The organism is Carnimonas nigrificans ATCC BAA-78, from assembly GCF_000526695.1.
GTDB classification, from domain to species: domain Bacteria; phylum Pseudomonadota; class Gammaproteobacteria; order Pseudomonadales; family Halomonadaceae; genus Carnimonas; species Carnimonas nigrificans.
The window spans coordinates 86030-109239 of record NZ_JAGO01000013.1; the positions used below are offsets into that span (position 1 = coordinate 86030).

Sequence of the window (23210 nt, forward strand, 5' to 3'; positions counted from 1 at the left end):
CCAAGCGAGCTGACGGCAATGTAGCAAACGATATTCAAAATACTCTGATGCCCCCTGGCACCCCTGAACCTGAGGGGACCTCCCCCAGTGCTTGACCAAGGCAAAGTGGGACTCAACTACCGCATGCCGAAAGTAAGCCGTATAACACATCAACGCATCCCATACCAAAGACGCTCAACCACAGCCCTTTCGACACCCCGTTGCCATGCGGGCAGCGTTAGGCCCGTTAGTGCTGTGATGCTCTCGGTATTCAGGCGAGAATTCAGGGGTCTGGCTGCTGGTGTGGGATATTCACTGGTGGTAACTGGCGTGATCTCCGCTAATGGCTTTTCACCGGCTTCTTCCAAAAGCTGCTTAATAAAGCACGCATATTCAAACCAGCTCGTTTCACCCGCAGCAGTGAGATGCAATATAGAAGAAGTAAGCGGAGCCTTTTCCACTATAACGCTACGCAGTACAAAAGCGGTCATATCGGCAATCAGCTCGGCGCTGGTGGGTGCCCCCCACTGATCCGCCACCACCGATAGGGCAGGCTTTTCGCGAATCAACCGCATCATGGTGCTAATGAAACTTTTTCCCTGAGTGGAAAAGACCCAGCTTGTGCGCAGAATCAAGGCTCGGCAGCCACTGGCGCAAATGGCCTTTTCTCCTGCCAGTTTGGACGCGCCATACACATTCAGCGGCCCAGTGGGGCTATCTTCCTGCCAAGAGCTGCTGCCACTGCCATCAAAAACATAGTCGGTGGAGTAATGCACCAGCAGCGCATTCAGCCGCTTCGCCAGTCGGGCCAACAGCGCGGGAGCCTGAGCATTAATGTCGAAGGCGTGTTGCTGATTTTCCTCAGCGGCATCGACCGCCGTATACGCAGCCGCGTTGACGATAACGTCAGGCTTCAACTGCATCAGGGTACGTTCGATACCTTCCGCATCATTGAGATCGCCGCAGCCTACCGCTGTATTCTCACGCCCTAGCGCGGTCACACGGCCCAATACGCTCAATGAGCGCCTTAATGCCCAGCCCACCTGACCGTTAGCTCCCAGAAGCAAGATATTCATGACTCGCCATCCTTCACAGAAGCATGTCCCATGCCTAATCGCTGGCGTTGGTAGCTGCCTTCAAAGATGTGCTGACACCATTCAGGATTCGCCAGATACCACTCGATGGTCTTACGTAAACCGCTGGAGAAGTTATCCTGCGGACGCCAGCCAAGCGTCGCTTCTATATGGGAAGCATCAATGGCGTAACGCATATCATGCCCTGGTCGATCCTTCACATAAGTAATCAACTGGTCGTAACGATGGCCGTTGGCGCGTGGACGCAACTCATCAAGCAAGCGACACACCTCGTGCACCACCTCGATATTGCGCCACTCATTATGCCCCCCCACCGTGTAGGTCTGCCCCAGCTCACCGTGGCGCAGCACCTCCACAAGCGCTCGGGCATGATCTTCCACATACAGCCAATCGCGAATCTGCCGCCCCTCGCCATACACCGGCAGCGGCTTCTCCTCCAGCGCATTCAAAATCATCAGCGGAATCAGCTTTTCAGGAAACTGATAAGGCCCGTAATTGTTGGAGCAGTTGGTGACCACCACCGGCAGGCCATAGGTCCGATGCCAGGCACGCGCCAGGTGGTCGGAGCTGGCCTTGCTCGCGGAATAGGGCGAACTCGGCGCATAAGGCGTGGATTCAGTGAAACGCGGCTCGTCTTCGCCCAGATCACCAAACACCTCATCGGTGGAAACATGCAGAAAGCGAAAATGCTCGCTGGCGTCCTTCTCCAGCGAAGCCCAATAACGCCGCGCGCTTTCCAGCAGCGTATAGGTGCCCACAATATTGGTATGAATGAATTCCGCAGGGCCATCAATCGAACGATCAACATGACTTTCAGCCGCCAGGTGCATCACCGCACTCGGCTGATAACGCTGAAAAACGCGATCAAGCGCCGCACTATCGCAGATATCCACCTGCTCAAAATGGTAGCGCTCGCTGCCAGCTACGGAAGAGAGAGATTCAGGATTACCGGCGTAAGTAAGTTTATCGACATTCACCACCACCGCGTCTGTGGTGTTAATCAGATAACGCACTAACGCGGAACCGATAAAACCGGCACCGCCGGTGACAAGAATGGAAGACACAGCGGCCTCTGATAGAAAGAAGGGGTGAATGGTGGGGGAGATACCAAGAGGGAGGTTAGCAAAGTGATGACGAAAAACGAAGGTGGGAGAGTTGGTGGGGCACTATCACAATGGGAAAAAGGCCATGGAACAGCCGCGCGACTCGCTACCCTTCCAGCAAGCCTTGCTGCCTACCATGCCCTTCAGCAAGTCGAGTTCTTTGCGACGCTGGAAGCCAATCGTAGATGATCGGCTTTCTTCATTGTCCCAGTGGTATTGAGGTAGGGTTTCTCAGAAATGTTTCACGTGAAACACCTGTGTCTGAGAGGGGGATATTATGGTCTTGGACTTAAGGCGGTTACTGCCAGCGGCTCGGTATCGGGTCAGCGTGATACAGTGACGCTAACGGCTCCAGCACGATGTTGATATCCATCGTGGAACATGACAGCACGCATATCGAGCAAAATGTTGTTGGTACGGTAATATAGCCGATACGTCCTTTCCTTTACCAAAGAGAACCCCTTTGCATGATGGAATTTACCTCAGCGCAGTTACTGGACCAGCTAAGGGAATTGGATGAATGCGCCCGTATCGAGGCAAAACGCGGTGGTGAGATAAGCCCATCGGTAATGCAAAGTATCTGTGCTTTTGCCAACGAGCCAGGCCTGGGCGGGGGGGGTATTTGCTACTGGGTGTCGATGAACCCAGCGCTACTCAAGCAAGCTTTGTTGTATGTGGCATCAATAATAGCGATCAATTGTTGGGTAACCTGCAAGCCAACTGCCGCGAACAGTTTGAGCAGCCCATTCATTGCGAGGCCGAAGTAACGCTGTTGGAAGGCAAGAAGGTGCTGGTTATCTTTGTATCTGAATTGGCCCCTGCGGCCAAACCTTGCACTTTCAAAGGTCGATTCGACAGCAAAAACAAGCGTAAAAGTGGTGTTTGGCGACGCGGCCCCAACGGCGACTACGAATGTACTCAGACAGAGTTAGAACCACTGCTACTGGCCAAGAGTGGCTTAGGGTTTGAGCGGGTAGTGCTACCTGATACCGAGTGGGACGATTTAGACTCGGAAGCCCTTGCCCTTTACCGTACCTTACGCGCGCAGGTGCGGCCCAACGCACCCGAATTACAAGTATCCGACCAGGAGATGCTATACGCCTAGGGCTGGTAGAGAAGTGTAGCGATAGCTGGCTACCCAACATTGCCGCACTGCTGCTACTGGGTAAGCCCCTGTCCTTAAGACGGTTACTGCCAGCAGCCCGGGTGGATTATGTGCGCATTGCTGGCAACCAGTGGGTGGAAGACCCCAAAAAACGGTTCCAAACCACACTCGACCTGCGAGAGTCGCTACTGCGGCTGATCCCCAGACTAGAGGCGACCATTCTTGACGATCTGCCCAGACATTTTCGCCTGGAAGAGGGACGAACCCAACGCACAGACCATCCGCTATTGCCACAGCAAGTAATCCGCGAGGCAGTGGTAAATGCCGTGATGCACAGAGATTACCGGGTCAATCAACCCATACTGGTAGTACGTTATAGCAATCGTATCGAGATCCATAATGCCGGTTACTCTCTCAAGCCCGAGGCCAGTCTGGGAGATGTAGGGTCGATACTGCGAAATCCAGTGTTAGCAGGCGTGCTTTATGACATCAACTTTGCTGAAACCAAGGGTTCAGGTATCCGCACTATGCGTGGTTTACTTGAGAAAGCGGGGCTGACCGCACCGGTGTTTTTGAGCAAGGTCCTCTACAATCAATTTCTGGCCACCTACCTGCTGCACCAGTTATTAGGAGAAGAGCAGCTTGGCTGGTTGAAGCAATTTGGCCACCTCCAGCTCAGTAACGACGAAGCCAAAGCGTTGATCCTGGCCTGGGAAACGGGCGCCATCGACAACGCTGGCCTGCGCGCTATCACAGGGCTTGATACCCTTGCAGCAAGCCAGGTACTGAGCCGTCTGCATCATCAGTATCATTTGTTGGTTAAAGGCGGAGCAGGACCAGCCACTTACTACCGGCTGTCAGAACTCAGCGAGCTCCCTGCCTTTGCCGCCAACGATGCAAATACGAGTGACCTCAACGCAAATACGAGTGACCTCAACGCAAATACGAGTGACCTGCCTTTGGCATTGCGCCAGCGCCTTGCCCAACCGACCCCCAAGGCCCGTAAGGAAAGCCTTTGGCCGGTAATCACTTGGCTTTGTGCAATCAAGCCACTCAAGGCGGAACAGCTAGCCAGCCAATTGGGCCGAACCGTTACTGCCTTGAAAACGGCCCATTTGAACAAGTTGCGGGAACAAGAAGGGCTGCTCGATTATCTCCATACTGAAGTGGTCAATCACCCCGAGCAGGCCTACCAAATAACAGAGAAAGGCCGTCAATGGCTGGCACAGCAAGGCATTGAATTGGATAACTGATCCACACTTTCACAGCCACCAAGGGCAATAACACAGCAAAAGGGCTGAGATGGACGTATCCTCGCCTTCCACCTGATTGGCACTATTTGGGCTTCGTGCAGGAATGATTTGCTCAGTAGCTGACAATCATATAACTTTACAGAGAGGTAAATTCTTAGGGTCAGTTAAAAAATACATTAGCGCCGACCTTGCTATAGCCCCTCATCTATTCAGTCTAGATTGAAGCACCAAGTCAAGATATTGCATGTTGTGCAAGTGAAATTAAAAGGATAACCGTTGAATTGGAAGGAATGCTTGATTATGAAACAAAATGTATCCAATAATAAAAATTCCATCGCTTTTATAAATCAACTACTCTCTGCCATTGAGTCGGATATCATTCCAAAAACCAAAGCAGGTATTGCAAAGGGCAACAAATTATTTGGTGGCGCTTTGTTAAGAAAAAACGATTTTTCTGTATTCCTAGCAGCAACCAATGATGAAATAACCAGCCCACTATTGCATGGAGAAATAAATTTATTAAAGCAGTTTTATGAGCTTCCCACTTCTCAACGCCCCGAAACCAGTGAGCTCATATTTCTTTCAACACATGAACCCTGCTCCATGTGCCTCTCTGCCATTACATGGGCAGGCTTTGATAACTTCTACTATTTCTTCACGCATCATGACTCCCTGGCCTCATTCTCTATTCCTCATGATTTGGATATTTTACAAGAGGTTTTCACATTATCACCAGGCGAGTATAGACAACAAAACAAGTACTGGACAGCCTATTCAATTAAAGACTTGATTGACGAAGCCGATATAAAATATAAGGCTAGCTTTGAAGCACGTGTAGAAACAATCACAAAATCCTATGCGGACATGTCCAAACACTATCACAAACATAAAGCCAACAATGGCATCCCTCTGAACTAGGCTATTTATACATGTAGAGTGTTCAACTCGGCGGCTTTCCGACGATCGATAAGTCTTGTTTTATACAGGAGTAGAAGAAGGGATCATCTACCATTGATATGTAATCCCAACTGTATAGGGACGCCACGTTCCATTCACTCCCAACTCGCAGCTCGTTTCCCCTTTGAGGCCCGCAGAGCGAGCCGCGAGCTATGAAGGTAGTCTTTTCGGCGCCCTTGCGCCTCTCCAAAGCTGCGCCTGATCATTTGCTTTCCCATCGCATAGCCCCCCTAGTACACACATAGATTATTTTACTTATACAAATGATAACAAATTAAAAGATAGCTACAATAAGAGTATCAATGCATATCTTTATATAGCTGAACTTTTAAAAAGGAATGTATAATACTATAGGCTATAATAAAACCTCATCTCCATAAAAATCAAAATATTGCTTTTATTTGCTTTTGGTAGAAATAGAAATGTTTATGACCATCATGAAAATTATTCTCAAAAACAGGGGACAAATTAGCAAAAAAAGAGTCATTCGACATATTCCCTGATTTATTCGATCGTTTACTCATTATAGTGATAAACCTTAATGCCATAGAAAATAAAAAATGCCCTCTTACAATATCATAAAAAAACAGCCCTTGATCTTTTATATTATATTTGCAATTATCAATCTCTTCGGATGTGAATTTTATACATTTACTTTCTATATATTTTTCTATCTTATCAGAACAAATTCTATATGATTGCTTAGATTCTAAAAAAATATTACATGCACTAGGTGTTATAGAAACACTCTTACAAGTTTGTCGGCACAATATATCATATATTGTTATAATTTCTAAACATTCATCTAACTCCTTCATCCATTCATCGCATTTCTCTATAAGAACTGACTTTGAAAGTGATTTAGACATATATTTCAAAATTTTAAAAATGGCCTCTCTTGTAATCATGCTGTTTTCAATAGAATATCCATAAGTTCTTAATAAAAAAGGGAACTCTCTTCCACCTTGAATATAATCATAGTCCGAATCTTTTGCTATTAGATATTCCACATCCTCACCTATCGACTTATTTATCTTTTTTGCTATTTCTTCCTTTCCTCCAAGAGGAATACATTTAATACTAAGCTCCGCTATTTTTGAAAAAATAATTTCCCAAAAAATTACATCATCATCTCCTTCAACATAGACAATCTTATCTTTTCGATAAAATTTATTTAGGACATTACTAGCATCTATAGAATAATCTATTTCACTCATGAATCAATTGTTCCATATCAAAAATACTATCTTTGTATTTTGATGCCACCTCAGGGGAATGAGTAGCCACAACAACCTGAGAATTGGGATTGATCCTTTTTACGGCCGGTATTATATTTCTTTGCCAACTAATATGCAGTGATAATTCAGGCTCATCTGTCAAGAAAACATGATCACTCTTTTGTTGTAACAACGCCTCTACCATTAGAATTATCAATTGTTTCTCACCAGAAGATAACTTCTGATAACTAATTTCTCCATACTTACCTAAAATAATTAATTTCCCAGAAGAAAATTCGATAGTTTTATCCGTAATAAATTCCTTCAAAATCTCAATAAACAATTCAATTTGGGAATATATTTGTTTTGTTTTTTTTTGGGCCGAGAGTGAAAAATCAATTATTTTTTTACTTTTACGCCAAGCCTCTAATGGCTCAACATCAATAGGCTTAATATTCTCGCTTTTACCATTTCTTATTTCATAGAGAGTTTTTTCAATTGCTGAGACATGGAACTTAATCTTTTTCCTAATACTTGTATCCATAACTCCTAGTTGAGTATATGCTCCGATGAGAGACTGCCTTTCCCTTTCTTGTTCAAACTCTAATTGAATCTTATAATTTTCATTAGCATCCTCCTCACTATACAAGATAGATGCCAAAACCTCTTTTTGAAGTTGAATAGATACTTTCTGCGCTTCTTCAGCCAAATCCAACTGATACTTTGTTAAATTTTGCAGAGCTTGATCTAATCTTTGATCTACAGGTGATAATATTTTAGATCCTCGATTACCCCTTAACTCTTCATCACTGTCATTCCTCATTCTGTAAACTGATAGTGATGAAATAGAAACCAAACTATTCAATTCGTTTCTTATTTTTGAAGTATGTTCATACACCCTACGCCTCATGCTAATAGGATATTGACGATCATCAATCGAAGCTATCCTCATAGAATACTTAGACTTAGATATCACATATTCTAAATGAGCAGAAGAACCGTCATCACCTTCTATTTTTTGGACCTTTATTGTTTTTACTTTATTGTTACCTCTTAATTTAATTTTAGCGGAATCAAACTGATTCTCAAGCAATCCATTAATATCAACAGTTAAGACTGCATTAATTATATTAATAAAAGTTGTTTTTCCTGTACCGTTTTTCCCTATAATAACATTAACATCATTGTTAAATAAACAGGCAGCATCAAAGCGATGCCAAAACCCATTAATTTCAACTTCCGCTATTTTATACAATATCAATACCTTAAAATTAAAAAATTAAACATATACGATATTACAAAACAATCCAATATGTATATATTGCAGGCGATATTCATCGAATATGTAATGCTAAAACCGAGCAGATAACCGAATAGTTATTTAACTAAGTTAACCAATGATACCTCCGTACAGGATCATATGTTTAACCATAACTACACAAGCCCCAGATAGGCCATCAATTGACACAGAGAACCAAAACAACTCAGGCCCCTAGACCGGGTTGCCTCCCACAAAACTCTCCAAGTTAATTCCTCTCAGCTCACACGCCTTCCAGCTTTGTTAAAAGCTGGGGCCACATAACTGAACTGGCCCACTCCACTTTACTAACCACCAGGCCGATGCTCCTGCACAAGGCGTTGATAGAGCTCTTCCCACTGCTGCCAGACCGGTTCGCTAGAAGCTGTATCTAAAGGGGGCATCGCCACAGCACGTCTCTTTTCGATGCGCTCGAACTCCGCGTCATCGGCAGCGGCGATCTTTTCCCGCAGAGATTCCTGGAATGAAAAAGTAGCCACGGGGGGGCGAATGGCAAACCGCGCCGTCGTTTGCATCAGCAGATAATCGGGCGTAAAGGCATCCAGCAAGACTTCGTCCAGGTTGCCAGCGGTATGTGCGAATACTACGCGGGCAAACATGCGCGAAAGGTAGTTGAACAACGCGGTGCTGGACGAAGCGCCGCACAGTAGCAAGGTGCCTTCAGCCGGCGCGTATTCATTTTCAAAGACCACCAGACGGCCGAAATTGGGTATCGCGTTGTCGTAAACCTTGAGCTTCGCATTGGAGAAGGATTTCAACACCTTGACCGGCTTCAGTACCGGCGGCTCCAGCTTTCCACCAAGATCGCCCTTGTGATCCACTTCACGATACTGATCTTCATGAAACAGCTCTTGTAGTGTTTGCCGTTCCAGCCCGATGGAGACGCCAAACTCAATCGCGGTACGCATGGCCGCCTGGTGTGTCCAGTGGGTATCGGTTCGATAGAACGCCTCATCGCCGAGCTCGCGCAGTACCGCAAGCGGGTAGAGTGTATCGGAAGGGGCCAACCGCAGAATTTGATCAACAGCAGTGAACGGCGCGCGGGGTGTGCCGTATGCTTGCTCCAGCACCGTCTCCTTGGAGGGCGTAATTAGAAAACGGCTGGTGATATTTCTCGATGCCGTTTTAGTCGCCAGAGTGTCGAAATAATCCTGCCAGTGCGACAGCCCCTGGTCGGTCAGCAAAAGCGCACCGCACTGTTGCTCCAGGCTCATGTTGGTATCGGCACGTAGAAACAGCCAACCATCTTCCCCCGAATAGACCTTTTCCCACTCCTGCGGCGTTTTGTCGGCTGAATGTATTTTCAACTTTTGCAGGGGCCAGCGCTGCTGACCAAGTTCCAGCTCCAGCTTGCACCGGGAAACGCCCAGAGGCAGGAAAAACTTGAACCCGCAACAGAGCTGAGGATGATCAGTAGGGTCGTCGAAGCCAAAATGCTCTACGACATCGGGCCGTTCTTTGGTCAAACCATGCTTTAGCTCGAATTCCGATGTCCAGCTGGCGACAATTTTCGCTTCAGGATTGAGGTCAGCAAAACTGTCCGTGAGAAACAGCCATCCCTGAACCAGAGTCTGTCCCGCTTCGGTGCGGCTCTCCCCTTCTGCCGAAGGATAATCCACGGCCAGCCGGCGAATGGGAGAGGCTCCCTGAGCGCGCTTGCGCGAAAAGAAAGGAAGATCAAGTTTCCCTTCAAGTGCGCCTTCTTGCGCCAGACGGCGCTCAATATCTACGTGTAGCTCAAGCCGCTCGAGCTCCGCTTTAACCAACGGCGCAAGCGAAGCCGCCAGGGCGCATGGCTCGTCATTCCGGTCGTGGCGCTCGAAATAAACAGATGTCTTGGTATATCCCACCGTGGCGGCACTACCTCGGCGCGCTTTTTTCAGCACGAACTCTTCAACCGACTTCACGATATAGTGATTAAGCCGCACACCCTGCCAGCATATTTCCTCGGATAGCCCACGACGGGGCAAGCCCTGTTTGGAGAGGCGATATTCGAACTGCCGCCCATCAGCATTGCGCATCTCTCCCCCCTTCAACCCAGGGTGATGGGGGTTTTGCATGCGCTCCAGCGCAGAGCGGCGAACGATGGATTTGTAGTGATGATTAGGGCCAAACCCCTTTTTGGCACGCTTCTGAAAGCGCTCAATCACCAGCCCCTCCTTGCGGAAGCGATGTCCATTCGACCCGAAACAGGCCCAGCTCATCGTCACCGCATTGATATTTTCATCACTGAATCGGGCATTGAGCCAGTCGTGAAGGTACTGACGCGGCGAATCAAGCGCTTCATCGCTTTCAGCCATCGGCAGGATGTACTCGTCAGCATCAATGAACGCAATCAGATCAACATCCGCAGGGCAAAGCGCTGCCAGTTTTTCATAAGCGACCAGTTGGGGCGCTCGATCCGGCGGCGTGGCAACGTCGATAACATCCAGCCACTCGCTGTTATGCTCCAGCGACTGCAAGTACTCTCTGGTGCCATCCTGACTTTTATTATCTGCGATCAGGAAATGATCCGCGCCGAGGACGCGATGATAGGCAATCCATTCCGCCAGCGAATCAATTTCATCTTTAACAATTGCTGCAATAGCTAGCTTCACCAACGGCTCCCGTCACATCCTGCGTCGCTCCGGCATGGGTGCCGAACGTATAAAACCTGCCCTATCCCTGCGACATGGACGCCTCTCAGCGCCACCTGCTCAGCGACCCAACAGACCGGTATAGGCTTCTTTCAGTGAATTCACATAGGCGGCCCACCCATAGCGCTCAACCGCTCGCTCCCGCCCAAGCTGCCTCAGCGCTAGTACGCGCTCGGGAGAATGCTTCAAGATCATCAGCTCACGGGCCAGTCCTGTAGTATCGCCAAACTCGATCAGAACTCCCGCATCGCCCACCACCTCGGGCAAGGCCCCGTGATGATACCCGACAAAGGGGCGGCCTGCCGCCATCGCTTCCAGTGCGGTGCGACCGAAAGACTCCTGAAAGCGTGACAGACTCAAGACCACATGAACACGCTCCAGCGCTTCAGCGGGAGAACTCACATAACCGGCCAGTTCCAAACAGACTTTCCCTTCATTCAGTCTGGCTGCCATCGACCGTAGCGCAGGGTCAACATCACCAAAAACGACGAAGCGAACCTCCTCGCGGGCAAGTGCTCCTATCAGGTGCTCAATATCTGCCAACCCCTTCTTGGTATGACCACTGGAGAGAATACCTACCTTGACGGCTTCCTCCGGTTCAGGCGCTGTAGAGGGCAACGATAACAGCGGTTGCATCTCGATGGTATTGGGAACGGTCGCCATGGTCACGGAAGCGCTATTGACAACGCCTCCCTTAGCAGCGATATGGCTTGCGCTGGGGACAGGAGCAAACTGAAGTGCGGTAAAGCTGGAATTGGCGATCAATAGATCCGCCTGTGCCCGAGCATGTTCCACGATCCAGCTCGCGTCTGCATTCAATGTCTCACACAGAGCAGAATCTGCATGTGGCAGCTCTCTTAAGTGAATCGCAACCGGAATGCCAAGCTGTTTTGCCGTCACCGCAGGCTCATCAAGCACCAGACTGTTGAGCGCAACCGCTTGAATGGAGAAACGCTCAATCATCGCGTGGAAGTGAGCCACTGTCGCTGGCTCGGGCGGCTTGCCCTGTTGCTGCCAGCCATACGGCAAAATAACCAGCCAGTCACATAGCGCCAGCAGAGAGTGCATGTAATCGCGATTCATGGCTTCCGGCAGCGCTATCACCAGGCGATACCCCAATTCATCCAAGCCTCGCGCCACATCAATCAAACTGCGCTCCGCGCCGTATAGATGAGCCCCCGCCTGGTGACCACACAGCAGCACTGTTGTCGCGCTCGGCTTCGCTTGCTGCCTTCCCTTCAAGGCTGGCATCGGCGACGCATGAGCCAAGGCGGATTCATCGCCCGATGGAGTGCGATCAATCAGGCCACACTCCTGAGCATCCAGAAAGTGCGATAACGCCTCACTCAAGGGAACCTCATCGTTAAGCTGGCTGACATAACCGGATTGGCTAAACCCGGGGTTAGGGTCCAGCCCGGCAAAACGACCTTCACGCCAATAATGATCGAAGGCTTCGACCCGAGTGTCATGCAACTGCACATACCGCCGCAGATACCACCCAGCATCAAACAGCCCTGACGCCTCAATTCTGTCCCGCTCATCGTACTCGGTCACGGTGACTTCACGACGCAACAGACCAAGGGGTGCAGGAAAGGGGCGAACATCGCCACCGGCAGAAAGATAGAAGTTGTCCGCGCTCGCCGCGCGCTCATGCCAACGACGGGCAGCGGCCATATATTGAGCGCGAATGCCGATGAACTGAGTTTGCAGATGCGTCTCGCCATGCTGGCTAAGTGAAAGCTCCCAGGCACGCCCAAAGGCCAACGGCACGTTCGGTAGCACCTCGGCGAGTGCGCCAGCGCCATAAGCAGCGCGAACTCTTTCCAGATACTCCGAATCGGCATTGACGCTGACCTCATCCCAGAAGCCGAGCTTTTTGATCACTTCACGGCGAAACATCAGCGAGGAGACGTTTCGATGCACAAAGCCCTCCTCTTCCAGGCGCCAGCGATGAAACTCCAGGCTCGGGGTTACCCGCGCCCAGGCACTTACACATGCAACCGGAGGGCGTGCTGAATCAACCGGATACTGCAACGCCTGAACCTGACGGGCCAGCTTTTCTGGATGGGACCAATCGTCCGCGTCATGGGTAGTGATGAAGGCACCTGTGCAGGCGTTAAGACCCGCATTGCGCGCAACATAAGCGCCCTGATTGGTCTCCTGTGGAAGGATTCTATAGGTTATGTTAGCCGGACACTCGCTTTCGAGTTGTCGCAGCACCGCAAGTGTCTGATCTTCACTCGCATCATCAACAACAATGATCTCCAAAGAGCGCCAGCTCTGTGCGAACAGGCTACGAATTGCCGTCGCTACCGTGCCCGCAGCGCTGAATACCGGCACGATGACACTAACCAGTGGCGCTTTATCTCGCTGATGAACGGGCGATTCCTTCGCGGCGAGCAAGCGATCAAGCAGTGGCGCATCCTCTGGCGCTATCGAGATCGGCATAAGCTCATGGCGCCCCCAAAGCGCATTGAGCGAGGCCAGACACGCCCCCTCCCCTGCTCCGCTCCAGAGCGAAAGATTAGCGCGGGCCAGGTCAAGATTCGTATCCTGCGGGCAACGCTCCTCAAGAATGCTCAGCACTTCTCGCAATCGCTCAACTGGCGCAGCGGTGCGGTGCAGACACTCCAGCGCCAGCAGCCCCGGAGCCACGCTACGCGGCCAAATGCTTAGTCCTGCCGGTGGCAGTAGATAATCAAGCGCTTTGGCAGGATCTTCATGGCGCGCCCACCAGCGCCCCAGCGCCCAGCGGGCCGTACCCTGCTCTTCCTCACTACCTGCCGATGACTCCAGCAGCCGCTCCAGGCGCGGCAACATTGCCGCATCGGCACCACGCCACAGATGGAAATCCCATGCCAGCGCGCGATTCCGACGTGGCAAGCGTCCTTCGAATTGACCGAATTTCACGAAATGGACGAGCGGATTCATATTGGCCTGGCCCACATCAGGGTAAGCAGCCAAGTACCACGCAGCATCGAAATCCGGCCCCGGCATCAACCCGTGTGCCGCGCCGACAGATAGATAATGCCCAACGGGATCGGCCAAAGCGCTGCCACGCTCATGAGCTTCAAGCTGTGAACAGTACCAATCAGCATCGAACCAGGCCGACGCCTGAAGCAGTTCATGGTGCGGTTCGGAGCGACCGCGCAGACGAAACCATCGTTTTAAGAGATTTTTCATGGCTGCGTCATCAATAGACTCGGCACTTGCGCAGAGAGCACGCTAAGGCCTCGGCTCCCGCCCTTCTTTAATACCATTACGAATAAAGTGCAGCAGCGGATTGATCTCCGTCATGGCGACATCTGGGTAGGCATCGAGATAACCGGCACTATCGAAATGGGGTGAAGGATCACGCCCTTCAAATCCTCCAAACTTGAGATAATGCAGCGCCGGGAAGCGTGCATAGCTTTCATCACTGGCAATATCCGGATTTTGCGCCAGATACCACTGAGCATCAAACCAATCACTTGCTTCCAGCTCAGCGAGAGCTTCCTGACGCTTGCGTCGCAGCCGCCGCTTCTCCTTTCGTTTATCATGCTCGCCGCCTAACGAAAAACGCCCGAGGCCCCATCGGGAAGTAGCTGCCTCAGCGCCAGTACCTGATTGAGCTTGCACGGCGATAGACTCCCTTGCGATATCTGACCTATCACCGGTATCAGAGAGAGAAAGAGACGAAGAATCAGTTTCTCCCTTGAGGGACGAGATCTCTCGATCGCGCTCTTCCAGTGTTTGCGTCAGAATCGCAAGCTCTTTGAAGCGAGCGGCAATGCTTTCATCACGTTCATGAAGCATCGCTTCCAGGTCGCGCATGCGAGCGATGGCTTCTGTTGATGCAGTATCAGTCGATACAACCTTCTTCTCGGCCGTTTTGAGAGCCGCGTTTTCGCTCTCCAAAGCATCACGGCGTTGCTCTGCCTCAGCAAGTGAAGCGCGTATGGAAATCAGTTCACGCTCAAGAGCGCTCTCGCTGGCCCTAGCGCTCGTTTTGAGCTCCGTGTTCTCAGCCTCCAGCACGTTTCGGCGCTGTTCCGCCTCAGAAAGTGAGCCTTGCGCAGCCGTAAGCTCATGCTCATACCCGCTGACTCGAGATTCGAGTTCCGTCACTGAGAGCTTCAACTTTTCAAGAGCGGCATCCTTTTCCTCTGCCAGCGCCGTAAGCTTCGCCAGCTCCGAGAAGCGTGTCTGAATATTTTCCTTGTGCTCGGCTAGCTCCGATTCGAGAGTGTTCACCTGCGATTCAGAGATACGGAGCGCAGATTCCACTGAGGCGAGACGTGTTTGCGCCTCGGCCGATGCGCTTTCGGCTTGCTCCTGTCTCCGTTGGCCCTCGGTATAACTATCACTGAGTGCCTGCTTTTCAGACTCCAGGCGTACTTCGCGCTCATGAGCCTGACGTTCAAGCTCCGTCATTGAGAGTTGCAGCTTCTCAAGAGCGGCATCCTTTTCTTCTGCCAATGCTGTCAGCGTCGCCAGCTCCGAGAAGCGCGTCTCGATATTTTCCTTGTGCGCGGCCAGCTCCGACTCGAGAGCGCTCACCTGCGATTCAGAGGTACGAAGCGCGGATTCCACCGAGGCAAGACGCGTTTGCGCCTCTGCCAGTGCACCCTCGGCTCGCTCCTGGCCTAACCGACTGTCGGAGTAGCTGTCGTTGAGTGCCTGTTTTTCCGACTCCAGGCTCGCCAAACGTGTATCGCGCTCCTGAGCCTGCAGTTTCAGATCCGCTACCGTAAGCTCAAGCTTTTCGATGACACGATCCTTCTCCTCTGACATCGCCGTAAGCGCTGCCAGTTCCGAAAAACGTGTCTGCACATTTGCCTTTTGATCGGACAGCTCCGACTCCAGGGAACTCACCTGCGATTCAGAGGTACGAAGCGTCGCTTCTACTGATGCAAGACGTGTCTGCGTTTCTGTCAACGCAGACTCAGCCTGCTCATGCTCCAACAGGCTTTCGGTATAGCTGTCGTTGAGTGACTGTTTTTCAGACTCCAGGCTCGCCAGATGCTCCTCGCGTTCCTGGATCTGGCGTCGCAGATCAGTCAGTGACGAGTCTCGTTCATCCCGCTCGCGTATCAGTTCATCCAGACGCTGCTTCATGCCCTTCAGCCGGGCACGCTGAACATTAGCCAGCGCCTGATCCGCACAGCCTCGGCCCAACCGGGCAAAGACATCACGCACCGTACGCGCAGCGGTTGGCTCACTCCAGCGCTCCAGCAATGTCTCGATCAGGCTGGTGGGGCGTGAGCCCACTACCAGGATTCCTAATCCATCTCCATGGAGGAAAGTGAGCGAAGGATAAGTGTCCTGTAGCGCCTCAAAGTGCTCATAAACAGCACACCCCGGCTCACGGCGGTTAATACCGGGAATCAGCACAATGCCGCGATCCGACATGCGCGATAGCCAACGATCAAGGGTATCATCAAACTCGGGATCATCCGGTGCGAAATCCAGCGCAAGAATATCCACACTACCGGCGGGTACCTGCCTGGCACCACGCCGTGGAAGCACATTGAGACGTCGTGCAATCGCTCCATAGCGCCGATCAGCTGCCTCGTGGATGGACTCCGCTTCATCATCTTCATCTTCTGCCGCCAGCACGCATTCGGCATCCAGATTAAGACGACTAACGCCTTGGCAAAATGCCGTATGGGGGCTGCCAGTACGCGCCCCCAATGTCACACAACGTTGCGGGGACAGCGCCTCCATCAGCCAAAAAATCCAGGGGAGATGGTCGAGCCAGGGTGACGGTTCGATATGGTCCGGGCGCCAGAACATGGCCCCTTGAGCCAAGGATTGTAAAGGTGCCGACATCACTGCGCCGCTACTACGTTCTGTTATTTGCATTTCATCTTCTCGCGCATCATCGATTCGAATTCCCTACGACAGCCTTGCTGGATTCTTCCATATAACGTTCTATTCTTCCACACGGCCTGCATTCCGCACACCGCCACCCAATCAACCAGGCGAGGCGTCCGCCCATGCGGGTGCCTTGCGATCCTTTTCCGAAAGAGCAGGCAGCCCCTCCCAGGCCCAACGTTGCGGCTGCCAGTCGATCGCCAGTGTTGCGTCGTCCCAACGTACCGAACGCTCGCAGCTGGGCGCATAGTAATCCGTGGCCTTATAAGCCACTTCCGCGACTTCGCTCAGCACCAGAAAACCGTGAGCAAAGCCCGGCGGCAACCATAGCTGATGGCCATTTTCTGCCGAGAGATGGGCACTGACCCACTGACCACAAAACGGTGAATCACGGCGTATATCTACCGCCACATCAAGGATCTCACCCGTAATGGCTCTCACAAGCTTTCCCTGCGGTTGATCAATCTGATAATGCAAGCCGCGCAGCACGCCCAGCGACGAGCGCGAGTGGTTATCCTGGACGAACTCATGACGCCCGCAGTGCGCATCGAACAGATCCTGCCGGAACGTTTCCATAAAAAAACCCCGACCGTCTTCAAAACGTCGGGGGATAATCAGCATGACATCCGGGATGGGTTGTGGCTCAAACTGCATGTTCTACTCCGTCTAAAGACCAACAGTGGCAAGGTAAGGCCCAGCTCACACCTTCTGGGTTATCAGCCGCCTGAGATAGTCGCCATAGTTTGTTCTAGCCAGCAGCGCCGCTCGCGCCAGTATCTCCTGTTCACCGATCCACTTCTGACGCCAGGCAATCTCTTCCAGACAGGCAATTTTTAGCCCCTGACAGTGTTCGATACTCTGCACATACTGGCTGGCCTCCATCAGGCTCTCCGGTGTGCCGGTATCCAGCCAAGCGAAACCACGCCCCAGTCGTTCGACGAACAGATCACCGCGCTCGAGATAGGCAGTATTGACCGAAGTGATCTCCAGCTCTCCGCGTACAGAGGGCTTCACCTGACGCGCAATATCAACAACATCGGCATCATAGAAGTAAAGCCCGGTTACCGCATAAGGAGATGGCGGGGCAACGGGTTTTTCATGGATGCCGCATACCTTACCGGCCTCATCGAAGGCGAGGACTCCAAAACGTTCGGGATCCTTCACCCACTGCCCAAAAACTGTGGCACCGTGAGGCCGCTCAGCGGCGAGCCTAAGCTGCTCGGAAAAATGCTGACCATGAAAAACGTTATCACCAAGCACCAGGCAGACAGGGGAACCATCAATAAATGACTCCCCAATCAAAAACGCCTGTGCCAACCCATCCGGGCGAGTCTGCTCAGCGTACTCAAAGATGACGCCAAACTGCTCGCCCGTACCAAGAAGCTTGCGATACTGCGGCAGCGCCTCCGGTGTAGAGATGATCAAAATCTCACGAATACCTGCCAACATCAGCACCGAAATTGGGTAGTAGATCATCGGCTTGTCATACACCGGTAGGAGCTGCTTGGAAGCGCCGAGTGTCATGGGGTAAAGGCGCGAGCCGGTACCTCCCGCCAGAACAATACCTTTACACGTCAACACGCTCTCCTTATCAATGTTGCTTTGGAATAACAATCAGCTGCGAGTGCTATGACTATAGTTTAGTACCAATGCTTGTCCAGTATTAGCCAGAAATAGTACGAGCATACAACCGACAGTGAACACTACTCGTCGACGAGCTAGCACTTTATCCCTATGCGAAGAATAGGCTCAAAACGTTACGTGGCCTTTTATAGGAAATCACTTGGCCACAGTTAGCGTACAATAGAGAAGTTACTGAAGGAGTCTTTCTTCACCTGTTCAGTAATTTCAATCTTTTTAACATCCGCCTTTATCGGACCTTTACTGGCAACCTTCACTAAATCTTCAATAGCGGAAGGGGACCCTTGCACAATTGCATGAACAGAACCGTCCTGGCAATTACGTATTTCTCCCTTAATGGCTCGAATGACAGCTTGTTTAGCAAACCATTTCCGATAATTCACTTTTTGGACCTTACCGGTAATATGCAGCTCTCGACTAACCGCAGGTACTACCTCAGATTCGGGGAATAGTGCATCAAGAATGGCCCCAGCAGCATTACGAGACTGTCCGCGAGTCGGGAAATGGTGCATCGCCAAATCACAATTCACGTTAACTTCGATTACGGCATAACGCTGAGAAGAAGCAGGTTGACTAATATCTTCTGTAAGCAAATCTAGACCACAGAATGCAAGGTCATCAAAAGAGCTATAGGTCCGTTCAGCAATTTCAACAAAGTCAGAGTGCACTCGATCCGTCACATCTTCACTATCTCCCCCCGCACCAATGTTGGCGATATCTTGTAGATAGAGCATTTCGCCAAAAGACAGTACTGAGATTGCATCGTACCCCTTACGCTGAATGCGCGCCAATGTGGCATTATCCAGCGTTAATGGATATTTCCCGCTATAAGGGTTATTGTTTCTCAGCTTGTTTTTCTGCTTTATCAGATCTTCTACTGTAGAGAGTCCGTCGCCTACAATATGAGCGGGATGCCTTTTTATGGCGTATTTGAACTTACCGTTCACGACAAACAACCGGTAATCGAAACCCGGAATATGTTCTTCCAGAACAGCTTGTTCATGCTCAAGATTGGCGAGAGCAAGAGCGGTAAACATGGCAGATTGGGTAGTAATATTTGATGTAACCCCCTTTCCACTTGCCCCAGCAAGTGGCTTGACCACAATCCGAGGAAAATCTCCTAGTGAGTCAAACCAGTTGGATGCTTGAGCAGTATCTTTAGCCTTGATACGTATGCCTACTGGAACCTGAACTCCATGTTCCAAAAGCCTGTTCTTGGTTTTTTCCTTGCTATTCGTCAAAGTACGAGTTTGATGAGAAGTATTGGAAGGCATATTTTCACGAAATATTATAGAGCGCTGAGCACTACTTAAAGACCAGCGCTGATTGCCTTTCTCATTGGTCCACCCATGCCTCCGCAGCTCTCTCGCAGAAGCCTCACGAAAAAGCATTAGCCGATTGATATGAACAGGAACATTATAATTATGATATCGTTTGTCATTGATATCATTCAACGTTGAATGGAAATCAAATTTCTCAGCCTCTAATAAAATACTTTTATTATATTTTCTGGCAAGGCTAATTCCCTTTTTAATATTATCCATCCCTTTACCCATTTTATGAAGCAATGGCGCATTAGGAAATAGCGATTGAACTAGAGCATCACCAATATTCTTCCCTTTCCCTCTGTCTGGTACTAACAAAGAGCTCAGCTGTGGTCTACCATTTGCTTCAATAATATAGAGTTTTTTATCACTCGCAATGATATCTAGACCAACGCACAGACTTTCTTGAAAATATACACTAAGTTCATTGAGCTTGTATTGAATCCATTTTGGAAGGCTAGCAGAAACATCATAGACATCCCCTCCAGATGACCTGCCTAATACACTAGTAAGCGGCAACATGACTCCCTTTTCAGGGATATAATTAGCCTGAAGTTTCTTAGTACTCAGGAATTCTAAAGCTTTATCTTCCTGAATCAAAGGGAGATATTTATCCCTCTTCAACTTGTTCTTTTTAACTATCAATTCTCTAACTGTCGACTTACCATCCCCTACCACATGTGCCGGCACTCTTTTGACAGCACCATAATACTTCCCCTCAATCAAATAAATCCGGTACTCATCTCCCTGAATCTGCTCCTCAACAATGAGATCGCCAGGGTTACTTTCATTAATCTTCTGGTATAGCTCTTTCACGGACCCAATATCTAGACATACCCCTTCCCCCATACTCCCATTTACCGGCTTTAGTACTACGGGAAAGGAGATATTTTTCTTTTTTAGTAACTCCGGCGAAAAATTATTTTTTTTAAACACAATCCCCTTAGGGGAGTCGAAACCTGGACAAACGCCTTCCTTTAGAGATGTTTTTGAGAACGCAGATGGCAATTTAGATGTGAAAAATTTAGTTTTATTCAAAACATATATTTGTTCATACTCTAATGAGAATATCTGCCCCACCCGGTGATAATGCTTTTTATAGGGGATATTGGATTCCCTACATAATGTCATAATATCATCAAGAGAATATATTCTTACATTAATACCACGTGCTAACGCACTTGATATCAAGGAATAGCAACACCTAGATGAGCTATTAACACCATAAGACTTCATACTCTGGAAAAGAATATCTTCTTTCATTATTAATACACCATGAATTTAAAAAATAACTCTATGCTTTCTTAGTCAAGCCCACAGTCAATAGGAATGACTACAAAATTGGGCATAAGAACACCCTATAGTCTATACAAGCACGATATAGGTTATATAATAGCAAGTCAGAAAAACATAGTAGTGTATATGTTTGAGCGAAATAATTCTCACTAACTCATTAATTTGAGTATTGTATTAAAGAAACATCTAAATAAACATGTCTTCCCGACGAAATTTCCTATCCAGGCATTAGATAAAAAAACTATTTATATTTTCTACACTCTAGATGATAGTAGCCCCAATCCTCTGGATAGAGACTGGATACGTATATAAATATATTTCTTTTTAATTATGCAATGCAGCGCCGCGAAAAAGGAATAACAGCTGGAAAAGTATAACTGTCACTAATTATTGATTTCTCATAACTCGGCGCCCATATAGATACACTATTGGTTAACAATAGGACTCTATTAATATTTCTATTTTTAACATCTATTATATAATAATAAATTTAATGAATTTTATATATCTTAACCTAATGATAAAATCAACATCCCAATATAACAACTGAGAATAGGCTTACAGTCGACAATTTACAAGCTCTGATTAGAATAATTAATTTCTAGATTAACAGCGGCATTGTTATCAAAAATGCTTACAAATCAACACCCTCATCATATAAAACTGCTAGCGGAGAACGACTCTCATTTCCGTTGCAACCAGATGAAAATATACTTAAAAAAATCATGGACTTGAAATTTTTCGCTAATAGAGAAAATAATTCATCTAAAAAAGCTTTCTACTATAAAAATGATATCTATAGGTAAAGGTATCAATCTCTAAATTGAGTATAATGTTATTTGATCTTTTAGAAATGACCGGAGTTATCTACCTGCTCAGATATAGTCCCGGCCAGCCTCTGAAACAGAGGCCCTTATCAGCAACTCGGTCTTATCAATGAGGCATTCTGTAACAAGGATGCCGTAGATTTTCCCTTCAGCTATTTTAAAACCAATCGTATATATACTACGTTTGGTGATCGCTCTCCCACGTCATTTGTCAATAGCTACTTTTACTCCATACCAAGCCCTACTTTCATACATACAGGAGAGTATGGAGATCACCGTCTTCAGTGTAGACCTACTTCATATCAATTTTGTCTGGTAGCTCAAAAAATTGCTCCCGTATTCTAATCCAGAAGTTGAAGCAATCCTAGATCATTTGCTAAGGATAAAATAACTTGCAATATCGCGTCAGGGAGCGCTAACTCGAAATTCTCAGAGCATTTTTTCCACCACATTCCAGTTATTGGACCAGCACCCCTTTGCCTTCATGACAACTTAAAACTATTTCCAAGTATCAACAGGCACAAAATAGCGTTTCATGGCAGTAATCTTCTCTACCGAGAAAAATCGTGCGGTCCTGCAACAAAGCAATAGGGGCAGTCTCTCTTTCAAAATAATAACATGCCCTAATATGTTCAAAAATTTCACTAAATCATGAGTTTAAATTATGCTCGAGAAAATCGAATCCTGAGATGTTAGCTATATCTACACTTTTGCTATTTTTATTTCTTTTTTCATATCCTTTACCACCTGTATCTTGATAAGCATAGGCTGATCTGAAGATTTTAGGCGCTCTAGAGTCTAAAATAGTCGGATAATTCCGGTCTACTCTTACGTGATTTCCTGCTCCGTAAATTGAGCGATTAACATGTCCATTCGATGATTCTCGAGTATCAATTTTGGCCAGCCCAGCAGAAACCTTGGGATAGTAAAACTCATTAATATTAATAAATTTAAAAGATTCAAGATCAAAAAGCCCTTCATAGCCATAACCATGAGAAACAATATGGCCACTAAATTCAGGACGTAAATATGAATATATATTTTTCAGAAAATCATTTGACAATCCATCGTCGTCATCTAATCTTATAGTTGCATAACACATGTCCTCATCTATAGAAGCGATAATGTTACGAACTTCAGTCTCAACACCACTATTTTCATTAACTCTAACTATATTGGCCCAAGAATAATTTTTAATAGATGAATATAAACTAGTATACCATTTTTCTGGCATATCCTCAGATGTTAAAACAATAAGAGTAACATCTTGATTCAAATCAACACCCTGTTGATTTTTCAGCGATTCAAAAGTAACATGTTTAAATAAAAAATCATGCACGGCCATGCGATCATCATTAAATAATTCAGCTTTGTAATCCACTAAATTATTATTGCGACCTAAAATAAAATTTTTGGCACCTGTACGGGTAAAAACAGAGTACCTTACAATAACAAATATATGTTTTTTCATTTTTTCCCTAAGATAAAATTTCAAAATATATAAATTTTCGAATATGATTTCCAGATATTCTATCACTTATCTAGAAATAAAAACGAGCTATAGCACTGTTCCGTTAATTCACTTACCATCTCGATTAGGAGA

Annotated in this window: 14 protein-coding genes; 3 read left to right on the forward strand and 11 right to left on the reverse strand. The window is 48.2% G+C overall.

The features are described from left to right. Nucleotides 1–149: 149 nt before the first annotated feature. Both rfbD and rfbB read right to left on the reverse strand, forming a co-directional pair. Entirely contained in the window at nt 150–1055 is a 906-nt protein-coding gene (rfbD, locus tag L881_RS0107915) for a dTDP-4-dehydrorhamnose reductase (RefSeq protein ID WP_025733159.1), read from the reverse strand. Beyond that, nucleotides 1052–2137, reverse strand: a complete 1086-nt coding sequence (gene rfbB, locus L881_RS0107920; RefSeq protein WP_025733160.1) for a dTDP-glucose 4,6-dehydratase — start codon at nt 2135–2137, stop codon at nt 1052–1054. Before rfbB ends, rfbD begins: the two co-directional genes overlap by 4 nt. A 661-nt stretch (nt 2138–2798) precedes the next feature. On the opposite strand from rfbB, the gene L881_RS13995 reads away from it, so the two are divergent. The 3 genes from L881_RS13995 to L881_RS0107930 all read left to right on the forward strand — a co-directional run bounded on the left by L881_RS13995 (nt 2799) and on the right by L881_RS0107930 (nt 5452). Further along, entirely contained in the window at nt 2799–3281 is a 483-nt protein-coding gene (locus L881_RS13995; protein WP_245587954.1) for an AlbA family DNA-binding domain-containing protein, read from the forward strand. A gap of 101 nt (nt 3282–3382) precedes the next feature. Continuing rightward, nucleotides 3383–4534 carry an ATP-binding protein gene (locus L881_RS14000; protein ID WP_245587955.1) on the forward strand — a complete coding sequence of 384 codons (1152 nt, stop codon included), beginning with the start codon at nt 3383–3385 and terminating at the stop codon, nt 4532–4534. Nucleotides 4535–4834: 300 nt separating this feature from the next. Further along, a complete protein-coding gene (locus L881_RS0107930) occupies nt 4835–5452 on the forward strand; it encodes a nucleoside deaminase (RefSeq protein WP_025733161.1) in 618 nt (205 codons plus the stop codon). Between the two features lie 422 nt (nt 5453–5874). On the opposite strand, the gene L881_RS0107935 is transcribed toward L881_RS0107930, so the two are convergent. The 9 genes from L881_RS0107935 to L881_RS13595 all read right to left on the reverse strand — a co-directional run bounded on the left by L881_RS0107935 (nt 5875) and on the right by L881_RS13595 (nt 23078). After that, nucleotides 5875–6708 carry a DUF4435 domain-containing protein gene (locus tag L881_RS0107935; protein ID WP_025733162.1) on the reverse strand — a complete coding sequence of 278 codons (834 nt, stop codon included), beginning with the start codon at nt 6706–6708 and terminating at the stop codon, nt 5875–5877. Continuing rightward, nucleotides 6701–7963 carry an AAA family ATPase gene (locus L881_RS0107940; RefSeq protein WP_025733163.1) on the reverse strand — a complete coding sequence of 421 codons (1263 nt, stop codon included), beginning with the start codon at nt 7961–7963 and terminating at the stop codon, nt 6701–6703. The genes L881_RS0107935 and L881_RS0107940 overlap by 8 nt, the downstream gene beginning before the upstream one ends. Nucleotides 7964–8313: 350 nt before the next feature. Further along, nucleotides 8314–10623: a glycosyltransferase family 2 protein gene (locus L881_RS13435; RefSeq protein ID WP_025733164.1), complete on the reverse strand. Its 2310-nt coding sequence runs from the start codon at nt 10621–10623 to the stop codon at nt 8314–8316. Between the two features lie 99 nt (nt 10624–10722). Next, on the reverse strand, nt 10723–13845 hold the full coding sequence (locus L881_RS0107950; RefSeq protein WP_025733165.1) for a glycosyltransferase: 3123 nt from the start codon (nt 13843–13845) through the stop codon (nt 10723–10725). A 42-nt stretch (nt 13846–13887) separates the two neighbouring features. Further along, nucleotides 13888–16506 (reverse strand): hypothetical protein, encoded by a 2619-nt coding sequence (locus L881_RS0107955; RefSeq protein WP_156926529.1) that lies wholly within the window; start codon nt 16504–16506, stop codon nt 13888–13890. 111 nt (nt 16507–16617) lie between these two features. Next, a complete protein-coding gene (gene rfbC / locus L881_RS0107960; RefSeq protein WP_025733167.1) occupies nt 16618–17172 on the reverse strand; it encodes a dTDP-4-dehydrorhamnose 3,5-epimerase in 555 nt (184 codons plus the stop codon). 45 nt (nt 17173–17217) lie between these two features. Continuing rightward, a complete protein-coding gene (gene rfbA, locus L881_RS0107965; RefSeq protein ID WP_025733168.1) occupies nt 17218–18096 on the reverse strand; it encodes a glucose-1-phosphate thymidylyltransferase RfbA in 879 nt (292 codons plus the stop codon). 215 nt (nt 18097–18311) lie between these two features. Continuing rightward, the gene (locus L881_RS0107970) at nt 18312–20747 is read right to left on the reverse strand and encodes an acylphosphatase (RefSeq protein ID WP_084055447.1); all 2436 of its coding nucleotides are present in this window, start codon (nt 20745–20747) and stop codon (nt 18312–18314) included. A 1509-nt stretch (nt 20748–22256) separates the two neighbouring features. Beyond that, a complete protein-coding gene (locus tag L881_RS13595) occupies nt 22257–23078 on the reverse strand; it encodes a glycosyltransferase (protein WP_156926530.1) in 822 nt (273 codons plus the stop codon). Nucleotides 23079–23210 lie beyond the last annotated feature (132 nt).

Coding starts and splice junctions, on each gene's coding strand:
- rfbD (WP_025733159.1), bottom strand. CDS start 1,055: ATGAATATCTTGCTTCTGGGAGCTAACGGTCAGGTGGGCTGGGCATTA.
- L881_RS0107930 (WP_025733161.1), top strand. CDS start 4,835: ATGAAACAAAATGTATCCAATAATAAAAATTCCATCGCTTTTATAAAT.
- L881_RS0107935 (WP_025733162.1), bottom strand. CDS start 6,708: ATGAGTGAAATAGATTATTCTATAGATGCTAGTAATGTCCTAAATAAA.
- L881_RS0107950 (WP_025733165.1), bottom strand. CDS start 13,845: ATGAAAAATCTCTTAAAACGATGGTTTCGTCTGCGCGGTCGCTCCGAA.
- L881_RS0107955 (WP_156926529.1), bottom strand. CDS start 16,506: ATGCAAATAACAGAACGTAGTAGCGGCGCAGTGATGTCGGCACCTTTA.
- rfbC (WP_025733167.1), bottom strand. CDS start 17,172: ATGCAGTTTGAGCCACAACCCATCCCGGATGTCATGCTGATTATCCCC.
- L881_RS0107970 (WP_084055447.1), bottom strand. CDS start 20,747: ATGAAAGAAGATATTCTTTTCCAGAGTATGAAGTCTTATGGTGTTAAT.
- L881_RS13595 (WP_156926530.1), bottom strand. CDS start 23,078: ATGAAAAAACATATATTTGTTATTGTAAGGTACTCTGTTTTTACCCGT.